We start from the raw sequence: 15,003 nt of genomic DNA, 5'->3' as shown, positions 1-15,003 counted from the left end.
AACGAATTGGAATCATGTTTGCAATATTGCTTGTATTCATGAATTGAGTTGCTATGAGCTAATCATCTGTCCCCTCGCTTGCAGTACCAGTGGACCATTTTTTCAATTTGTCTTGTGAGACACCCAACCGCAGAGAGTCAGTACCATGAGCACGGAATTTAGTATCGTTACTATTGTTAAGCATCGCACTCAACAACTGTCTAATTTGCTGAGCAGTATTGAGCACTCTTCAGTAATCCCCAAAGAGGTAGTGATTGTATGGATGACCTCACCCAGTGACGAGTCGCTACTAAGCAGTGAGCTATTTGACATTCAGCATTGTTTCGCCACCCATTCAGAATTACCCATAGCCAAAGCCCGTAATCGGGGCTTTGAAGCCTGTACCACCGCAAAGATTATTTACCTGGATGTAGACTGTTTATGCCCGGCGACCCTGCTGCAGGAGCTAACAGCGCCATTGACAAACGGAAGGGTGGTCACTGCAAACATCATTGATCTGCCATGCAAAGCCGAAGAAGTCTCTAAAAGTATCCTACAGGACTTAACGGCAATACCGGTTAAGGCGCAAAAAGAACTTCCTTTTGTTCATTTTGATGTCACGGCATTTGCTATCACCAGCGACGATTTTGACCGTCTCGGCGGCTTTGATACCGACTACGAAGGCTATGGCTTCAGCGATGTGGATTTTGCCATGCGCTGCAGCCAGACGGGCCTTACATTAGTGAATACCGGTCGGCATATCTTTAAACAATTTCATATGCATTTTAATCCGCCGCTTAACCACCTGTGCGATCTCGTTGCCAACGCGGAATTGTTCAAACAAAAGTGGAGTTGTTATCCCTTATGCAACTATTTCGAGAAGTTTGCTGAGCTTGGCTATGTGAATTCGGATTATGAACAAACCGGTATCCGGGTTACCCGCCTGGCACCAGAGGAAGAGCTGAACGATTTTTTTATTGATCAACCCTGCGAGGAACAACCGGAAGTTGCTGAAGATATCAGGCAAACCGCTTAAGGCCGAAGACAATAAAAAGACCGGTTCACTTCCACTTTATCAATTGAACCGGGCTTTCTTACTCCTGCCGTATTGTCCGGGTAAACCTTTTCCAGCACCGCATACCAGCGCTCTTTTCACCACCTGAGCATGGTTCCATGGCAGTTGCGTAATTGCATATAAACTCGACATTTGTTCATTGGGCAACATTTATTCAACAGCCCAAACGGCTTTTACACAAAATTCACCCGCAAGAAAAAACCCCGCATAAGCGGGGTCTGAGTCGAAGTGATTTAGGCTTATTATTATTAACTTGAGCGCCTAATCAATAATGTGTCCGAAGATTATGAACGGCCACCAGTGAAGTCAGGATAAGCTTCCAGACCACATTCACTGATATCAACACCTTCAAATTCTTCTTCTTCGCTAACGCGTACACCGATAACTGCTTTGATGATTAACCAAACCACTAAGCTGGTTACGAATACCCATACGAAGATAGTCAGGGCACCGATGATTTGACCAGAGAAAGTCGCACCACCAGTAACAGGAACCAGTAACAGACCTAACAGACCCACTACACCGTGAACAGAAATCGCGCCTACCGGATCATCGATTTTCAGTTTGTCCAGAGTAACGATGCTGAATACAACCAGGATACCGCCCAGGGCACCAAACAGAGTCGCAGTCAGTGGCGTAGGAGTAGACGGCTCAGCAGTGATAGCAACCAGACCAGCCAGTGCACCGTTAAGTGCCATTGTCAGGTCAGCTTTACCAAACATGATGCGAGCAACAATCAGTGCAGCAATAGTACCACCCGCTGCAGCAGCGTTAGTGTTCATGAATACTACGGCAACAGCGTTTGCGCTTTCTACAGTAGCAGTAGCCAGTACTGAACCACCGTTGAAACCAAACCAACCCATCCACAGAATGAATGTACCTAAGGTAGCCAGCGGCAGGTTTGCACCAGGGATAGCGTTAACTTTGCCATCTGCAGTGTATTTGCCTCTACGGGCACCCAGTACCAGTACACCCGCTAATGCAGCCGCTGCACCAGCCATGTGAACGATACCAGAACCAGCGAAATCAGAGAAACCAGCGTTCCACATTGAAGGGTCTGCATCATCAGGTGCGTTCAGATAAAACATTCCGAAAACATCAGACTGTCCCCAAGTCCAAGCACCTTCCATTGGGTAGATGAACCCAGTCATTACTACCGCAAAAGCCAGGAACGCCCACAGCTTCATACGCTCAGCTACCGCACCAGATACGATAGACATTGCCGTAGCAACGAATACTACCTGGAAGAAGAAGTCAGCAGATGGTGCATAGGTTGCTGGTTCATCAGCAACGCCAGTTGCGCCGTCAGCCATGATGCCGCTCAGGAAAGGTACCCAGTCACCACCGCCGTACATGATGCCGTAGCCGCAGATCATGTACATAGTACAAGCAATCGCAAACAACGCGATGTTTTTAGTCAGAATTTCAGTTGTGTTTTTAGCACGTACAAGGCCAGCTTCCAGCATGGCAAAACCTGCAGCCATCCACATTACCAGTGCGCCACAGATTAAAAAGTAAAAGGTATCTAACGCGTACCCTAATTCAAAAGTTGTTTCCATTATGCTTATCTCCGCAAATTTCTCGTCGACTGCTCTTACAGTGCGTCGGTATCTGTTTCGCCGGTACGAATCCGGACAGCGCCTTCAAGGTCGTAAACGAAGACCTTGCCGTCACCAATTTTGCCGGTTTTCGCAGCACCTGTGATGGCTTCAACCAAACGTTCCACCTGATCATCCTGAACGGCAATTTCCAGTTTAACTTTCGGCAGGAAGTCGACCTGATACTCGGCTCCGCGGTATAATTCTGTATGTCCTTTTTGACGTCCGAAACCTTTCACTTCGGTTACGGTCAGACCGTCAATACCGATTTCTGAAATGGCTTCACGAACATCATCCAGCTTAAATGGCTTGATGATTGCTGTGACTAGTTTCATGTGTTGCTCCCAAAATAATAGTGGTTTGCTACCAGTGTTCATGTTGTGCGAGATTGACTAGAACAAGTCCTATGCCACAAATTAAAACCCATAAAAATCAATAACTAAATTTAAAATTGTTATATTTTCTTACAATTTTACGCACCATTTAAATGCATGAGACTCGGTTTGCACCATTTTGGTGCTATCACATTTCATCCTGTCAGTAATGTCGTTTATCGCAGGGAACTTAGCGTCAAACAGCCGGTCTATCTGGCATGGAAAAAATGGACTTAGCCTTTACCGGGCCCACGCGTTTTCAACCTGCTGAACCAGCCCCTAAGAAGGCTGGCAGACTGGTGTGGCTGATTGTCGGCTCGGTGCTGGTTCATATTGCAGTACTGGCCACGTTGTCGTTTCCACCGCCTGTTCCAAAGCCGGTAAAATCCACTCCGGTACAGGCGGTTCTGTACACGCCTGTTGTGCCTGCACCAGCCCAACCTGCGCCGGCAGAGTTCCCCGAGCCCGCCGTTACCGATGTACCGCCTGAAGAGCCTGAGAGAGTCGAGTCACAGCCCGAAAGCGAACCTGCACAAGCCGAAGCGGCGCCACCGCAGGCAGAAAACATTCCCAATCCCAGTACCGAAACCTCTGCGCCACCTCCAGGTGAAATACTCACCCAGGCAGAGGATAGCCCCGCACCACCTTCACGACGTCTATCTAACGCAATCAGTCGAGGGATTGCAGGACAGCAGTTACAAAAACAACACGAACTCGCCGAACAAGTCACGCGGCAGCGCCGTCTGGAACAGAAATCACCGGAGTTACGCATTGGTGAGTACGAACCAGCCAAGCAAACAGTCGGGGAATATGCCGTGAATTGCGATAAGGGGGTGAATAGCACTGTGGCAACAGTTGCGCGATTGTTTGGAGGCAATGTAAAGTGCAACAGTCGCAACGAATTTCAGCAATTCATCGACAAACGACGATATAAACAACCAGAACAATAAGGGACTGCCCGTGGCCGGAGCCAACCTACTTGCACTCATTGATGATATAGCCACTCTGCTCGACGATGTCGCCATGATGTCGAAAATGGCAGCCAAGAAAACTGCCGGTGTGCTGGGTGATGATTTAGCACTGAATGCCAATCAGGTACAGGGCGTGAAACCTGACCGCGAAATTCCCGTGGTGTGGGCGGTGGCTAAGGGATCCTTCATCAATAAACTGATTCTGGTGCCTGCCGCATTGTTGATCAGTGCTTTTGTACCGGTACTAATCACCGTATTGCTGGTTCTTGGCGGACTCTATTTATGTTTTGAAGGGGCCGAAAAAGTGCTCCATCGGTTTTTGCCCCATGCCGATAGCGCCGAAGAGGCCGATGAGCGCCTTAATAATCTGGCCGATGCTTCCATTGACCTGGTGCAAATGGAAAAAGACAAAATTAAAGGGGCGATACGCACTGACTTTATTTTGTCTGCAGAAATTGTTGTGATTACCCTCGGCAGTCTGCAGGGTGCCGATCTGACGACTCAAATCCTGGTCCTGAGTGGATTAAGTATCGCCTTTACCATTGGGGTTTACGGTCTGGTGGCCGGCATTGTAAAAATGGATGACCTCGGCTTATACCTGCTGCGTAAATCACTAACGGGTGGCTACAACAGCTCACAGCGCATAGCCGGTCGTTTTTTACTGACAGCGGCGCCAATTCTGATGAAAGTGCTGTCATTCGTCGGCACCATCGCGATGTTTTTGGTGGGCGGCGGTATTCTGACTCACAGTATTCCGTTTTTGCACCATCTCGCTGAATCGGTAACCCAACTGGTACCGCAAGTAGCCTTGATCCTAAGCATTGCCGCCGATGGTATCGCCGGATTAGTCGCAGGGACGATCATCGCTTTCGCCCTGGCTGTTTTTAATAAAGTCCGTCAGTAATCAGACTCAGCATCACCAGTAAGGTAGCGTTGGCCATTTGCGCTACTTTACTGGAAATTCAGTTATTAATTAGCAAAAAAAACCACACGCTCAATTTCCCCCGGCCTTACAAAATCAAAATAAATAAATACAAATCAAACACTTAAAAATTAACCACCTGACTGGCACAACTATCGCTAACTATTCTGCGACTTAGATTAACAGATAGCCTGCTCGGCGAGCATGATGAGGCTCTGAATGGGTACAGGGCAGTGAGCGTAAATCGCTTATTGGTGTGCCCGTAACGAACAGCGAGGTTCAAGATTATGATTACTTACAGTTTTTTAATTTGGCTTTTACTGGGTCCGGTGCTGGCCTATATCGTTGCGCTGGGAATTTTTAACGGGATTCGTTACCTGTTTACGTCAGACTCTTTGATTCACTAAAGGCTTACCGCATTTGTATCCCTGGACACTCCCGTAGTGCCACTTCTCAGGAATTGCAGATCTCTGCAATCTCCTGAGTTTTTTATCTGCTAAAGACTAATAACCACTCGCAGTTACTCGTCTATAGCAAGCTAGCAGCCTCTTTTCTTCACAACAAACTTATTTTTGCTATAACGTTCACTTTAAATACGATAGATGTCTTGGCATTTTGTCGGGGTGCCGACAGCACCAAGGGGCGTTATGCGACGCCCCTTGACCCCCGCAGTTCTTACTCACGAAAAGCATACTGTCATCGGGCAGGTAAAACCTATCGACCAGAGAGGGCTCCATGCCCTCGCTGGCCGGAGGCGTCGTCCATGACGCCTCTACGCTTTTACTTCATCTGCCCAATGACAGTATCTCGCTCAATAAGAACCAAAAATAAGGATGTATTGCACTCTACTTATAAACTTCACCAACCAGGTAGTTTTAGCCAGGTTTTATTAGCCTATCAACCACCAAATAACCTTTCCCACCAGGACTTTTCCTTAGCTTTCTTCGCCGGTTTTTTTGCTCCCGATTGCCCCACGCAACCCTGCGCTGGCGGCAGCGCTTCAAGCACCGCAGGTACACTCATGCTGCCTGGACATCCGGCCGTCACTACCGCGCCGGTTGCAGGATCGAAATGCGCAATGCCCAGGCCATTAGGAAAACGACGCGACAGGGATTTAGGTTCCTGTAACTGCTGATAAGCAAGGAACACCGGCAGTGCACCAGTCGAGCCAGTCAGGCCGGTTGAGCGGTTTTCATCATTACCTACCCAGACCGTTGCCAGATTATTACGGTCGTACCCGGCAAACCAGCTGTCGCGATAATCATCGGTGGTACCGGTTTTTCCCGCCATGTTTATGTTGCCATAGATTCTGCCAATGGCTTTTGCCGTGCCTTCGGTGGCCACCTTATAAAGCGCGTAATTAAGCAGGTAAGCTGACTCCTCGTTAACCCTCTGCTCGCCATATTCAGCCTGACGCCACATTAAACGGTTATTCACGCTCACAATGGCACTAACGGTATGTAACGGTCGGTACGCCCCATTGTTGGCAATGGTTTGGTATAGCTGATTGGTTTCAAAGGGAGTCAGCGCTACTGCGCCCAAGGTAAGCGCAGGTACTTCCGGAATCGGCCGCTTAACGCCCAAATGCTTTAGAGTGGCGGCAACGTTATCGATGCCCAGCTCAAGCCCCAGGTTAACCGTAGGCACGTTCAACGACAAACTGAGCGCATCAATTAGCGGCACGGAGCCACGGTAAGTTTTATCAAAGTTTTGCGGCTGCCAGTTATCACCGTGTTCGTCACTGAGAGATAATGGCTTATCGTCCAGTGGTGTAGCCAGATTATACTGCGTAGGTTGCTCCAGTGCCGTAAGGTACACGGCCGGCTTTACCAGCGAACCTATGGGCCGAACCGCATCCAGCGCGCGGTTAAAACCAGCAAAGCTGACATTGCGCCCGCCCACCAGCGCGCGCACCTCACCGCTGCCAATGTCTGATACCACCATCGCGCCTTCCAGGGTCGCTTCGCGGCCAGGTTGCAAGCTGTCCAGCGTGCTGGTTAATGCCTGTTCGGCGCGGCGTTGGGCATAAATATCCAGGGTCGTGAACACCTTCACGCCCGACTCCCGGATGTTAGGATCGGCGAGGATGGTTTGTAGTTCTTTACGAACCTGAGTCATAAATGCCGGATGTTTGCCGGTCGCCAGGCTATCGCCGGTAGCAATCCCCACTGGTCTGGATACGGCCATTTCGTATTGTTGCGGGGTTAACTCATTACCTTCCAGCAACAACCGCAGCACCAGATTGCGCCGCTCGATGGCCCGTTCAGGGTACTTACGGGGATTGTAATAAGAAGGCCCTTTTATCATCCCTACCAGCATGGCGATTTCGGTTTCATCGAGTTCATACACCGGACGGTCAAAATAAAAATAACTGGCCAGGCCGAAACCGTGTACCGCCATATCGCCGCTCTGTCCCAGAAACACTTCATTCAGATAGGCCTGTATGATCTTATCTTTGCTGTAGCGAGCATCAATAATGATGGCCATCAGGGCTTCTTTTATCTTTCGTTCAAGCGAGCGTTCGCGGGTTAAATACAGATTTTTAACCAGTTGCTGGGTAAGCGTACTGCCCCCCTGAACCGTGCGTCCGGCTGCGATATTCGCCAGTAGCGCACGGATGATAGACAACGGCGCGATACCGTGATGACTGTAAAAGTCACGATCTTCGGTAAGCGTTAATGCCTTTACCAGTAACGGCGGCACATCTTCCAGCGTCACCAGCATTCGATCTTCCTGACTGCCACTGGCGAGACGGGTTACCAGCCACGACTCCAGCCTGACCTGCGATAAAGACTGGTCGGTTTGTAAATCAGTAATAGAGGCGATGCGCGCACCGTTCCAGCGGATAGTTAACTGCCGCAACGGCTGAAAGCCATCAGGGAAATGGAACGCCCGGCGATAAATGCTAATAGCGGCCTGACCCACACTGTATTCACCACTGCCCTGGATCTGATTAACCCGTCGGTAACCCAGCAGCTTCAGCTCGTCCAGCACTTCTTTGCGGGTAATCTCCTCGCCCTTTTGCAGTTGCAGCGGGCGGGCATAGATTTGTGCAGGCACCTGCCATTTATTACCTGAAAAGTGGTGCTTAATCTGGGCATCGAGATAAATGATGTAGGCCCCGAACAGCACCAGCAGAATTAAAGAAAACTTCCAGAAAAACCGCCAGAGTCGGCGTTTTCGGTTAGGATTAGAAGTAGGCTCGGCTTTTTTTGATGTCACAACGCTTCCTGTAAATACTTTGCGGGTACGACCGGTTGCAGGCATTCAGGCCGGGCAAGGAACACAGCCGTTTTGTTTGCGCTGTATCAATTACCTGTATGCAACTTTAGGCTCATCAGACTAGACAAGTGATTGTTCGCTTTTTACTCTGTAAGTCAATCAGCCTCTGGGAAAGCCATGATACTGGCTAAAGTAAGGAGTTTACCATGAAAATTACCGTCGATATCGATCTGTCACCGTCAGAAGCTCGCGAACTCTTAGGCTGGCCGGACATGACCAAAATCCATGAAGCCACCATTGCCATGTTTACCGAACAATTAAAAAACGGTAATCAGGAAACAATGATGACCCTTCTGAAACCCTACCTTGACGGCAGTCAGCAGGCCTTTTCTTTCTACCAGAAAATGATGGAAGGCATTGCCACCAGCACCGCCTCAGGCAAAAAATAACAACTTCAAGGAGCACTTGTGGAGCAACAGGATAAGCAGGAAATTCTGGACACGCTGAACCAGTATGCTGAGCAGTTTAATAGCATGGTACAGAAAATTCTCACCCGTCAGGCTGATTCGAACGATGCAGCAAAGATGTTCGATCCGCAGCATTTGCAGCAGCTACTGACCACAAAACTGGCCGATAAGGTTGAAGTAGATACCTCCAAGCTGGTTGAAAACCAAATGGAGTTTATGCGCCAGCAAACCGAGCTGTGGCAGCAGGCAAGCAGAGCCATGTTTGGCGAGAAGGCTGAAGCCGTGGTTAGTGAGTCACGCGGTGACAAACGTTTCAGCCACACCGACTGGAACGACAACCCGGTTTTTAACTATTTAAAACAAGCCTACCTGATCAACTCCAAAATGCTGCAGGGCATGATGGACTCCATGACCTTTGCCGATCCTAAATCTGCTGAACAGGTAAAATTTTACACTCGTCAGTATATTAACTCGGTTGCGCCAACCAATTATCTGTTCTCTAACCCGGATGTGTGTGAGGAAATCCTCAAATCCAAAGGGCAAAGCATGCTCAAAGGCATTGAGAACTTCATGCGCGATCTGGAACAAAGCCCACTGGAAGCGTTTAAGATTACGCAAACCGACATGTCGGCCTTCGAGCTGGGTGAAAACCTGGCAACCACAGAGGGCAAAGTGGTGTACCAGAATGATCTCATCCAGCTCATTCACTACGTACCGAAAAAAGCCAAAACCTATGCACCTCCGGTGTTGTTTGTGCCGCCGTTTATCAATAAATATTACATCCTCGACCTTGATGAAAAAAAATCTGCAGTGAAAGGCTTGCTCGAAAACGGTTTCAGTGTGTTTATGATTTCCTGGGTCAATCCGGACAAATCTCTGGCCGAGCACGATTTTGTGAGTTATATGAAGCACGGCCCGCTGGCCGCGCTGGATGTGGTATGCGAGATTACCAAACAACCCAAGGTTAATATGACCGGGTTCTGTGTAGGCGGTACCCTGTCTGCCGTCACTGCCGCTTACCTGCGCGCCCAGGGCGATGAGCGAATTCAGTCACTTACTCTGCTAACCACCCTGACCGACTTCAGTGAGCCGGGTGAAATTGGTAACTACCTGACCGAAGAAAGCCTTAACGCCATGGAGCAGAACGCCGATATTAAAGGCGTCTATGACGGCCGCATACTGGGGCTCAGTTTCAGCCTGTTGCGCGAGAACAATCTGTTCTGGTCGTACTTTATCAATAACTATCTAAAAGGCGAGGATCCCGCCGCCTTTGATATTCTGTTCTGGAACAGTGATGCCACTAATATCACTGCCGCCTGCTTTAAACAGTATGTGCGCACCATGTACTGGGAAAATAAACTGCGGGAACCAGGTGGTATGGTGATTGACGGTGTGCCTATCGATTTGGGCAATATCGATGTGCCGGTTTACTTCCTGGCCACTATTGCCGATCACATCGTGCTCTGGCAGGCCGCCTATAAAGGTACGCAACTGGTAGGCGGTGATACCCGCTTTGTACTGGCCGGTTCCGGACACTTAGCCGGGGTAATTAACCCACCCGCCAAAGGCAAGTATCCGCACTGGATCAACGAAGACCTGCCAGAGGATGCCGCCGCCTGGTTTGATGGCGCCACTCAGCACGAAGGTTCCTGGTGGCCCGATTGGTACCACTGGCTACAATCACACAATGATAAACAGGTTACCTCACCCAAGCCCGGTAAACACAAGTCCTACCCGGTTGTTGAGGATGCCCCCGGCAGCTACGTTAAACGCCGTCTTGGCTAACGGTTAACCATCCAAAATTTGCTCTGTCGGCCTGTTCTGCGCTACATTGCAGAATAGCTGACAGAGTTTATCAACCTGCCGGCTCTGCGACGAGGGCCTGATTTAACCTTTTCAGAACTCTGTCCACCAGATTCCGGCGCCGGTATTAATGCGGTTCAGCATTGAATAGCAGCCCGGAAAGCAGCTCATAGCGTTGCTCACTCTAGTACAAACAAGATAAGCACAGGTTCCAATGGTTACGATCAAGAAATATCCAAATCGCAGGCTTTATGACACGTCACGCAGTCAGTATGTGAACATGGATTACATTAAAACCCTGGTCAATGAGCGTACCGACTTTAACGTGGTCGACTCGAAATCCGGTGACGATGTGACCAAGACTATCTTGTTGCAGATTATCAGTGAGTCTGAAACCAATGAGCATCAGTCACTGCTGACCAACAAACTCCTCAAGCAACTTATTCGTTTTTACGACTCTGATATGCAGTTATTCCTGCGCGAGTACCTGGAACAAAGCCTGATTAGCTTTATGGAACAACAGGACAGTTTGCAGGGAATGATGAAGAATATGGTGGATACCAGCCCACTGGGGATGTTCAGCAAAATCATGGAACAGAATATCGACGCCTGGACCAAATCAACAAAAGAGCAGAAAAAATAGTCACTTGCTGCACCGCAGCATAAAAAGTTGTATAGTTATTCTATATTGTTCTAGGCGTTTTGCTGCATTGCAACAAAATACCCCTTGACCATTCCGCCCTCTACTGTCTAATATATAACCAACGAATGCTGCAACGCAGCAAGTATAAACTTCGAACGGGAGTGTTATATGTTTGGCAAATTTTCAGAGCAACTTAAGAAATCTTCAAAGCCAATGAATTCATGGATGTCTGTGAATGCGAAAATGCTGGAAGATTTATCGCAAAACCAAACCGAATTATTTACTGGTTTACTGAGCGATAGCGTGAAATATCTCGAAACAGTGTCGGTGCAAACCGAAGCAAAAGGTGTTTTTGCCGCTAATTCTGAATTTGCTGAAGCCATGCGCGACCGGTTGGCTGTTGCATCTAAAGGCGCCTACTCGACTTTAAGCCATTTACAGGCGGATATGAAAGACGTCGTGAAATCGTCAATCGAAGATAGTGCCGAAGTCGCCAAGGAAGTCACGAAAGAAGTCACCAAGGCTGTTGAGAAACCCGTAGCTCAGAGTGCACCGGCAAAAGCGCCAGCCAAGAAGGCCGCGCCGAAGCCTGCAGCAAAGGCTGCTCCAACACCGGCGCCAGCGCCGAAAGAGGAGCCAGCCCCGGCAAAGGAAGCCAAGGCAGCGGCGAAACCCGCTGAAGCTGAGGCAAAACCTGCAGCAAAGCCAGCGGCAAAGAAAACCACGCGTACGCGCAGAACCACTTCGACAGCTAAAAAGCCAGCAACTAAAGCGGCCGAAACCAAATCAACTAATTAATTAACGACTCTTTAAGGAGAGACTAATGCTAGAGCAAATGACTGAAAAATTTCAAACTGCAATGAAGCCTGTAACTGAACTTGCGACTTTGAACATGAACACCATGCAGGAATTAGCTGAAAAGCAAAATTCTCTGTTCTCTACCCTCATGTCTGACGGTATGGCTTTTGCCGAAACTGCCAGCCAGCAGAAAGATCTGATGAGCCTTGCTGAAGCGCAAAAAGCGTATTTAGAAAGCCTGCAGGAAAAAATGACTGAGTCTGCGAAAAGCAGCTACACGCTAATCACTGAAACCCAGCAAAAAGCGGGCGAAATGATGAAAGGCATGAGCGAAGAGTTCACTACTAAGTTTACTGCTAAGTAATAAGACTCCGCCAGGCTAAAAATGCCCGCAGCACTTGCCCTAAAATTGGACAAAAGTGTTATGCGGGCCCAGAAAAAGGGCTGTTATACTTAATGGCCCTTTTTTGATATTTGTATTACCTTTTTTTGACATCTGTGGAACCAAGGACGTTCTTGTCGGTCCACATATCACTCAAAAAGTAGTACCTCCGGGAGTGAAACAATGAATTACCAAGCATACGACTACATGGCTCGCGGTGCGCAAATCATGCATGAAGGGTTTAGTCTGCTAAACGATATTGCCAGCCACCCGTCGAATCCATTTTCCCATACTATTCCAGGCCGTGTGAGCCGGGCGAGTCTTGAGACCGCCATGCGACTAACCCGCCGTTATGAGAAAGTTGGCTTTAATATTGACGAGATCACCATTGATGGCAAATACCACGCCGTTAAGGAAGAAGTTGCAGTATCCAAACCTTTTTGCGATTTAATCCACTTTAATCGCGTAGGTGTGCAGGACAATCACAAAGTATTGCTTGTTGCGCCGCTCTCCGGCCACTTTGCTACCTTACTTAAAGGCACAGTTGAAGCGCTGTTGCCAGACCATGAAGTGTATATTACCGACTGGGCTGATGCCCGCGAGGTGCCTCTCGACGAGGGCCCTTTCAGTTTTGACTGTTATGTTGAATATCTGATTAATTTCATGGAGTATCTCGGTCCAAATACCCATTTAATGGCTATTTGCCAGCCCACCGTTCAGGCATTGATTGCCACCGCGGTAATGGCTGAGCAAAAGAGCCCCGCTACGCCACATACGCTTACATTGATGGCGGGCCCAATCGACACCAGTAAAAATCCTACCCGGGTTAATGAGTTTTCTAAGAAGCACCCCATGTCCTGGTTCCGAAATGTCGCCATTATGACCGTCCCGCACGGTTATCCGGGCGAAGGCCGTAAGGTGTATCCTGGCTTTATGCAGCTGGGCGGTTTTATTAGCATGAACCAACAGGCACACATGCAGAAATACATCGATTTCTACCAGAACCTGTTTCTGGGTGAAGAAGAAGATGCCGACCGTTTCCGGGCTTTCTACGACGAATACCTGGCGGTACTGGATATGCCGGCAGAGTTCTACCTGGAAACCATCGAGCGTGTATTTAAAAATAATGAAGTGGCTCGTGGCGCCATCACCTACAAAGGTCAACCGGTTAATTTCGAGTCTATCGAAAATACGCCGCTGTTAACCGTTGAAGGGGCAAACGACGATATTTGTGGTCTGGGTCAAACGGAAGCCGCTCAGCATTTGTGTAAGAGCATTCCAAAATCTAAACGTAAACACCACGTTCAACAAGGTGCTGGTCACTACGGTATTTTTAGCGGTTCACAGTTCCGCAAACATATCCGTCCGTTGATCACCGATTTTATTCATAAATTTGCCTGACGTTATCTCGCCCATGCTGGCAACTTAGGTTAGCATGGGTGCTCTTAATTTCAGGGAGATTTCTATGCGCTTTGTTCCCCGCTGCACATCCGCTAAAGGTCAGCGTTTGTTCCCACGGTTAACCTCCTGTTTAATGCTATCTGTGGCAGCACTGAGTTTTCAGCCATCGGCTTTTGCCCGGCAAAATACCGATGAGCAGCCTTCTGCTAATGCCGATCCGGTTCAGGCCTTTAATGTGTGCAAACAAAGCCTGCAGCAATCAGCTGTAGAGGCGGGTATCACACCAGCCACAGCCGAACGGGTATTTGCCAATATTAACTATCAGCCCAGAGTCATTGAGCTTGACCGCAGCCAGCCGGAATTTGTGCAAACTTTTCCTGGTTACTTCAGCAAGCGGGTTAACGACTGGCGAATCAACAAGGGCCGTCAACTGGCCGGCGAGCACAAAGCGCTGCTACAGGAATTGGTAAAGCAATACGGTATTCCCGCTCAGTACTTACTGGCGTTTTGGGGACTGGAAACAAATTTTGGCGGCTACAAAGGCAAAATGCCGGTACTCGATTCTCTGGCAACCCTGGCCTGTGATCCGCGACGCAGCGCCTTTTTCACCCGCGAATTGCTCACTGCCGTAAAACTGCTGGAAGAGCAGTCTTTAGAGCAGGAAAAAATGGTAGGGTCATGGGCCGGTGCCATGGGTCATACCCAGTTTATGCCGTCAGCCTATGCTAACTACGCCGTTGATGGTGATGGTGACGGGCAAATTAATTTATGGGAGAGCGAAGCCGACGCCTTAACATCAGCCGCCAACTTTTTGTCTCAGCTAGGCTGGCAGCCCGGTTTCCGCTGGGGTCGGGAAGTTACTCTGCCAGACGGATTTGATTACTCGCTGTTAGGTTACTCCAAGCGCCGAACCGTTTCCGAATGGAATAAACTCGGAATAACCCGGGCCAACGGTGATGCCCTGGGTAGCAGCGATATGAACGCTTATTTAGTTATGCCCGCCGGTCATGAGGGGCCAACCTTTCTCGCCTACCCTAATTTCAGAGTGATCATGCGCTGGAACAATTCAGAGTTTTATGCCATTGCAGTAGGTCGACTGGCAGACAGAATTGCCGGCGACGGTGAACTGGTTGCATCCCTGCCGCCTTTACCGAATTATCGTCGCGACGATATCAAAGCTATGCAGGAACAGCTCAATCAGAAAGGTATTGATGTGGGTGGTGCAGACGGTATTTTAGGCCCGGCGACCCGCGAGGGGATCCGCGAATTTCAACGCCGTAGTGACATGATTGCCGATGGTTTTCCTTCGCTGGCCGTCATGCAGGCACTGGGAATAGAAGTTACTCCCACCTCTTAATTGTATTGAAT

The 15,003-nt window shown here is 49.0% G+C and carries 13 protein-coding genes; 10 read left to right on the top strand and 3 right to left on the bottom strand.

The genetic code is table 11. From position 1 onward, the window contains the following. Positions 1-145: 145 nt before the first annotated feature. Entirely contained in the window at positions 146-1,015 is an 870-nt protein-coding gene (locus AC566Q_RS01530; protein WP_499612909.1) for a glycosyltransferase family 2 protein, read from the top strand. 323 nt (positions 1,016-1,338) lie between these two features. Here the strand turns inward: AC566Q_RS01530 and AC566Q_RS01525 are convergent, their stop codons facing one another. Both AC566Q_RS01525 and glnK read right to left on the bottom strand, forming a co-directional pair. Continuing rightward, positions 1,339-2,613, bottom strand: a complete 1,275-nt coding sequence (locus tag AC566Q_RS01525; protein WP_499612907.1) for an ammonium transporter family protein — start codon at positions 2,611-2,613, stop codon at positions 1,339-1,341. 35 nt (positions 2,614-2,648) lie between these two features. Next, a complete protein-coding gene (gene glnK / locus AC566Q_RS01520) occupies positions 2,649-2,987 on the bottom strand; it encodes a P-II family nitrogen regulator (RefSeq protein ID WP_105935564.1) in 339 nt (112 codons plus the stop codon). Positions 2,988-3,244: 257 nt separating this feature from the next. On the opposite strand from glnK, the gene AC566Q_RS01515 reads away from it, so the two are divergent. After that, positions 3,245-3,976, top strand: coding sequence for a hypothetical protein (locus AC566Q_RS01515; RefSeq protein ID WP_499612905.1), 732 nt, complete (start codon positions 3,245-3,247; stop codon positions 3,974-3,976). Positions 3,977-3,986: 10 nt separating this feature from the next. Beyond that, positions 3,987-4,901 carry a DUF808 domain-containing protein gene (locus tag AC566Q_RS01510; protein ID WP_499612903.1) on the top strand — a complete coding sequence of 305 codons (915 nt, stop codon included), beginning with the start codon at positions 3,987-3,989 and terminating at the stop codon, positions 4,899-4,901. A gap of 915 nt (positions 4,902-5,816) precedes the next feature. Here the strand turns inward: AC566Q_RS01510 and mrcB are convergent. Then, a complete protein-coding gene (mrcB, locus tag AC566Q_RS01505) occupies positions 5,817-8,141 on the bottom strand; it encodes a penicillin-binding protein 1B (protein ID WP_499612901.1) in 2,325 nt (774 codons plus the stop codon). A gap of 206 nt (positions 8,142-8,347) precedes the next feature. On the opposite strand from mrcB, the gene AC566Q_RS01500 reads away from it, so the two are divergent. The 7 genes from AC566Q_RS01500 (at position 8,348) to AC566Q_RS01470 (ending at position 14,992) form a co-directional block, all read left to right on the top strand. Beyond that, entirely contained in the window at positions 8,348-8,590 is a 243-nt protein-coding gene (locus AC566Q_RS01500; protein WP_105935560.1) for a DUF6489 family protein, read from the top strand. A gap of 18 nt (positions 8,591-8,608) precedes the next feature. Further along, on the top strand, positions 8,609-10,393 hold the full coding sequence (locus AC566Q_RS01495; protein ID WP_499612900.1) for a PHA/PHB synthase family protein: 1,785 nt from the start codon (positions 8,609-8,611) through the stop codon (positions 10,391-10,393). A 232-nt stretch (positions 10,394-10,625) separates the two neighbouring features. Next, positions 10,626-11,054 (top strand): polyhydroxyalkanoate synthesis repressor PhaR, encoded by a 429-nt coding sequence (gene phaR / locus AC566Q_RS01490; RefSeq protein ID WP_499612898.1) that lies wholly within the window; start codon positions 10,626-10,628, stop codon positions 11,052-11,054. Positions 11,055-11,222: 168 nt separating this feature from the next. Next, positions 11,223-11,852 (top strand): phasin family protein, encoded by a 630-nt coding sequence (locus AC566Q_RS01485; RefSeq protein WP_499612896.1) that lies wholly within the window; start codon positions 11,223-11,225, stop codon positions 11,850-11,852. Between the two features lie 25 nt (positions 11,853-11,877). Further along, the gene (locus AC566Q_RS01480; protein WP_499612894.1) at positions 11,878-12,216 is read left to right on the top strand and encodes a phasin family protein; all 339 of its coding nucleotides are present in this window, start codon (positions 11,878-11,880) and stop codon (positions 12,214-12,216) included. A gap of 201 nt (positions 12,217-12,417) precedes the next feature. After that, entirely contained in the window at positions 12,418-13,635 is a 1,218-nt protein-coding gene (locus AC566Q_RS01475; protein ID WP_499612893.1) for a polyhydroxyalkanoate depolymerase, read from the top strand. 64 nt (positions 13,636-13,699) lie between these two features. After that, a complete protein-coding gene (locus tag AC566Q_RS01470; RefSeq protein ID WP_499612891.1) occupies positions 13,700-14,992 on the top strand; it encodes a lytic murein transglycosylase in 1,293 nt (430 codons plus the stop codon). Positions 14,993-15,003: the final 11 nt, after the last annotated feature.

Source organism: Alteromonas sp. H02 (assembly GCF_059682525.1).
This window is presented reverse-complemented; position numbering and strand designations above follow the sequence as displayed.

What these genes read in the sequence shown, in the direction of transcription:
- AC566Q_RS01475 (WP_499612893.1), top strand. Translation starts at nt 12,418, where the DNA reads ATGAATTACCAAGCATACGACTACATGGCTCGCGGTGCGCAAATCATG.
- AC566Q_RS01500 (WP_105935560.1), top strand. Translation starts at nt 8,348, where the DNA reads ATGAAAATTACCGTCGATATCGATCTGTCACCGTCAGAAGCTCGCGAA.
- AC566Q_RS01525 (WP_499612907.1), bottom strand. Translation starts at nt 2,613, where the DNA reads ATGGAAACAACTTTTGAATTAGGGTACGCGTTAGATACCTTTTACTTT.
- glnK (WP_105935564.1), bottom strand. Translation starts at nt 2,987, where the DNA reads ATGAAACTAGTCACAGCAATCATCAAGCCATTTAAGCTGGATGATGTT.
- AC566Q_RS01515 (WP_499612905.1), top strand. Translation starts at nt 3,245, where the DNA reads ATGGAAAAAATGGACTTAGCCTTTACCGGGCCCACGCGTTTTCAACCT.
- phaR (WP_499612898.1), top strand. Translation starts at nt 10,626, where the DNA reads ATGGTTACGATCAAGAAATATCCAAATCGCAGGCTTTATGACACGTCA.
- AC566Q_RS01530 (WP_499612909.1), top strand. Translation starts at nt 146, where the DNA reads ATGAGCACGGAATTTAGTATCGTTACTATTGTTAAGCATCGCACTCAA.
- AC566Q_RS01485 (WP_499612896.1), top strand. Translation starts at nt 11,223, where the DNA reads ATGTTTGGCAAATTTTCAGAGCAACTTAAGAAATCTTCAAAGCCAATG.
- AC566Q_RS01480 (WP_499612894.1), top strand. Translation starts at nt 11,878, where the DNA reads ATGCTAGAGCAAATGACTGAAAAATTTCAAACTGCAATGAAGCCTGTA.
- AC566Q_RS01470 (WP_499612891.1), top strand. Translation starts at nt 13,700, where the DNA reads ATGCGCTTTGTTCCCCGCTGCACATCCGCTAAAGGTCAGCGTTTGTTC.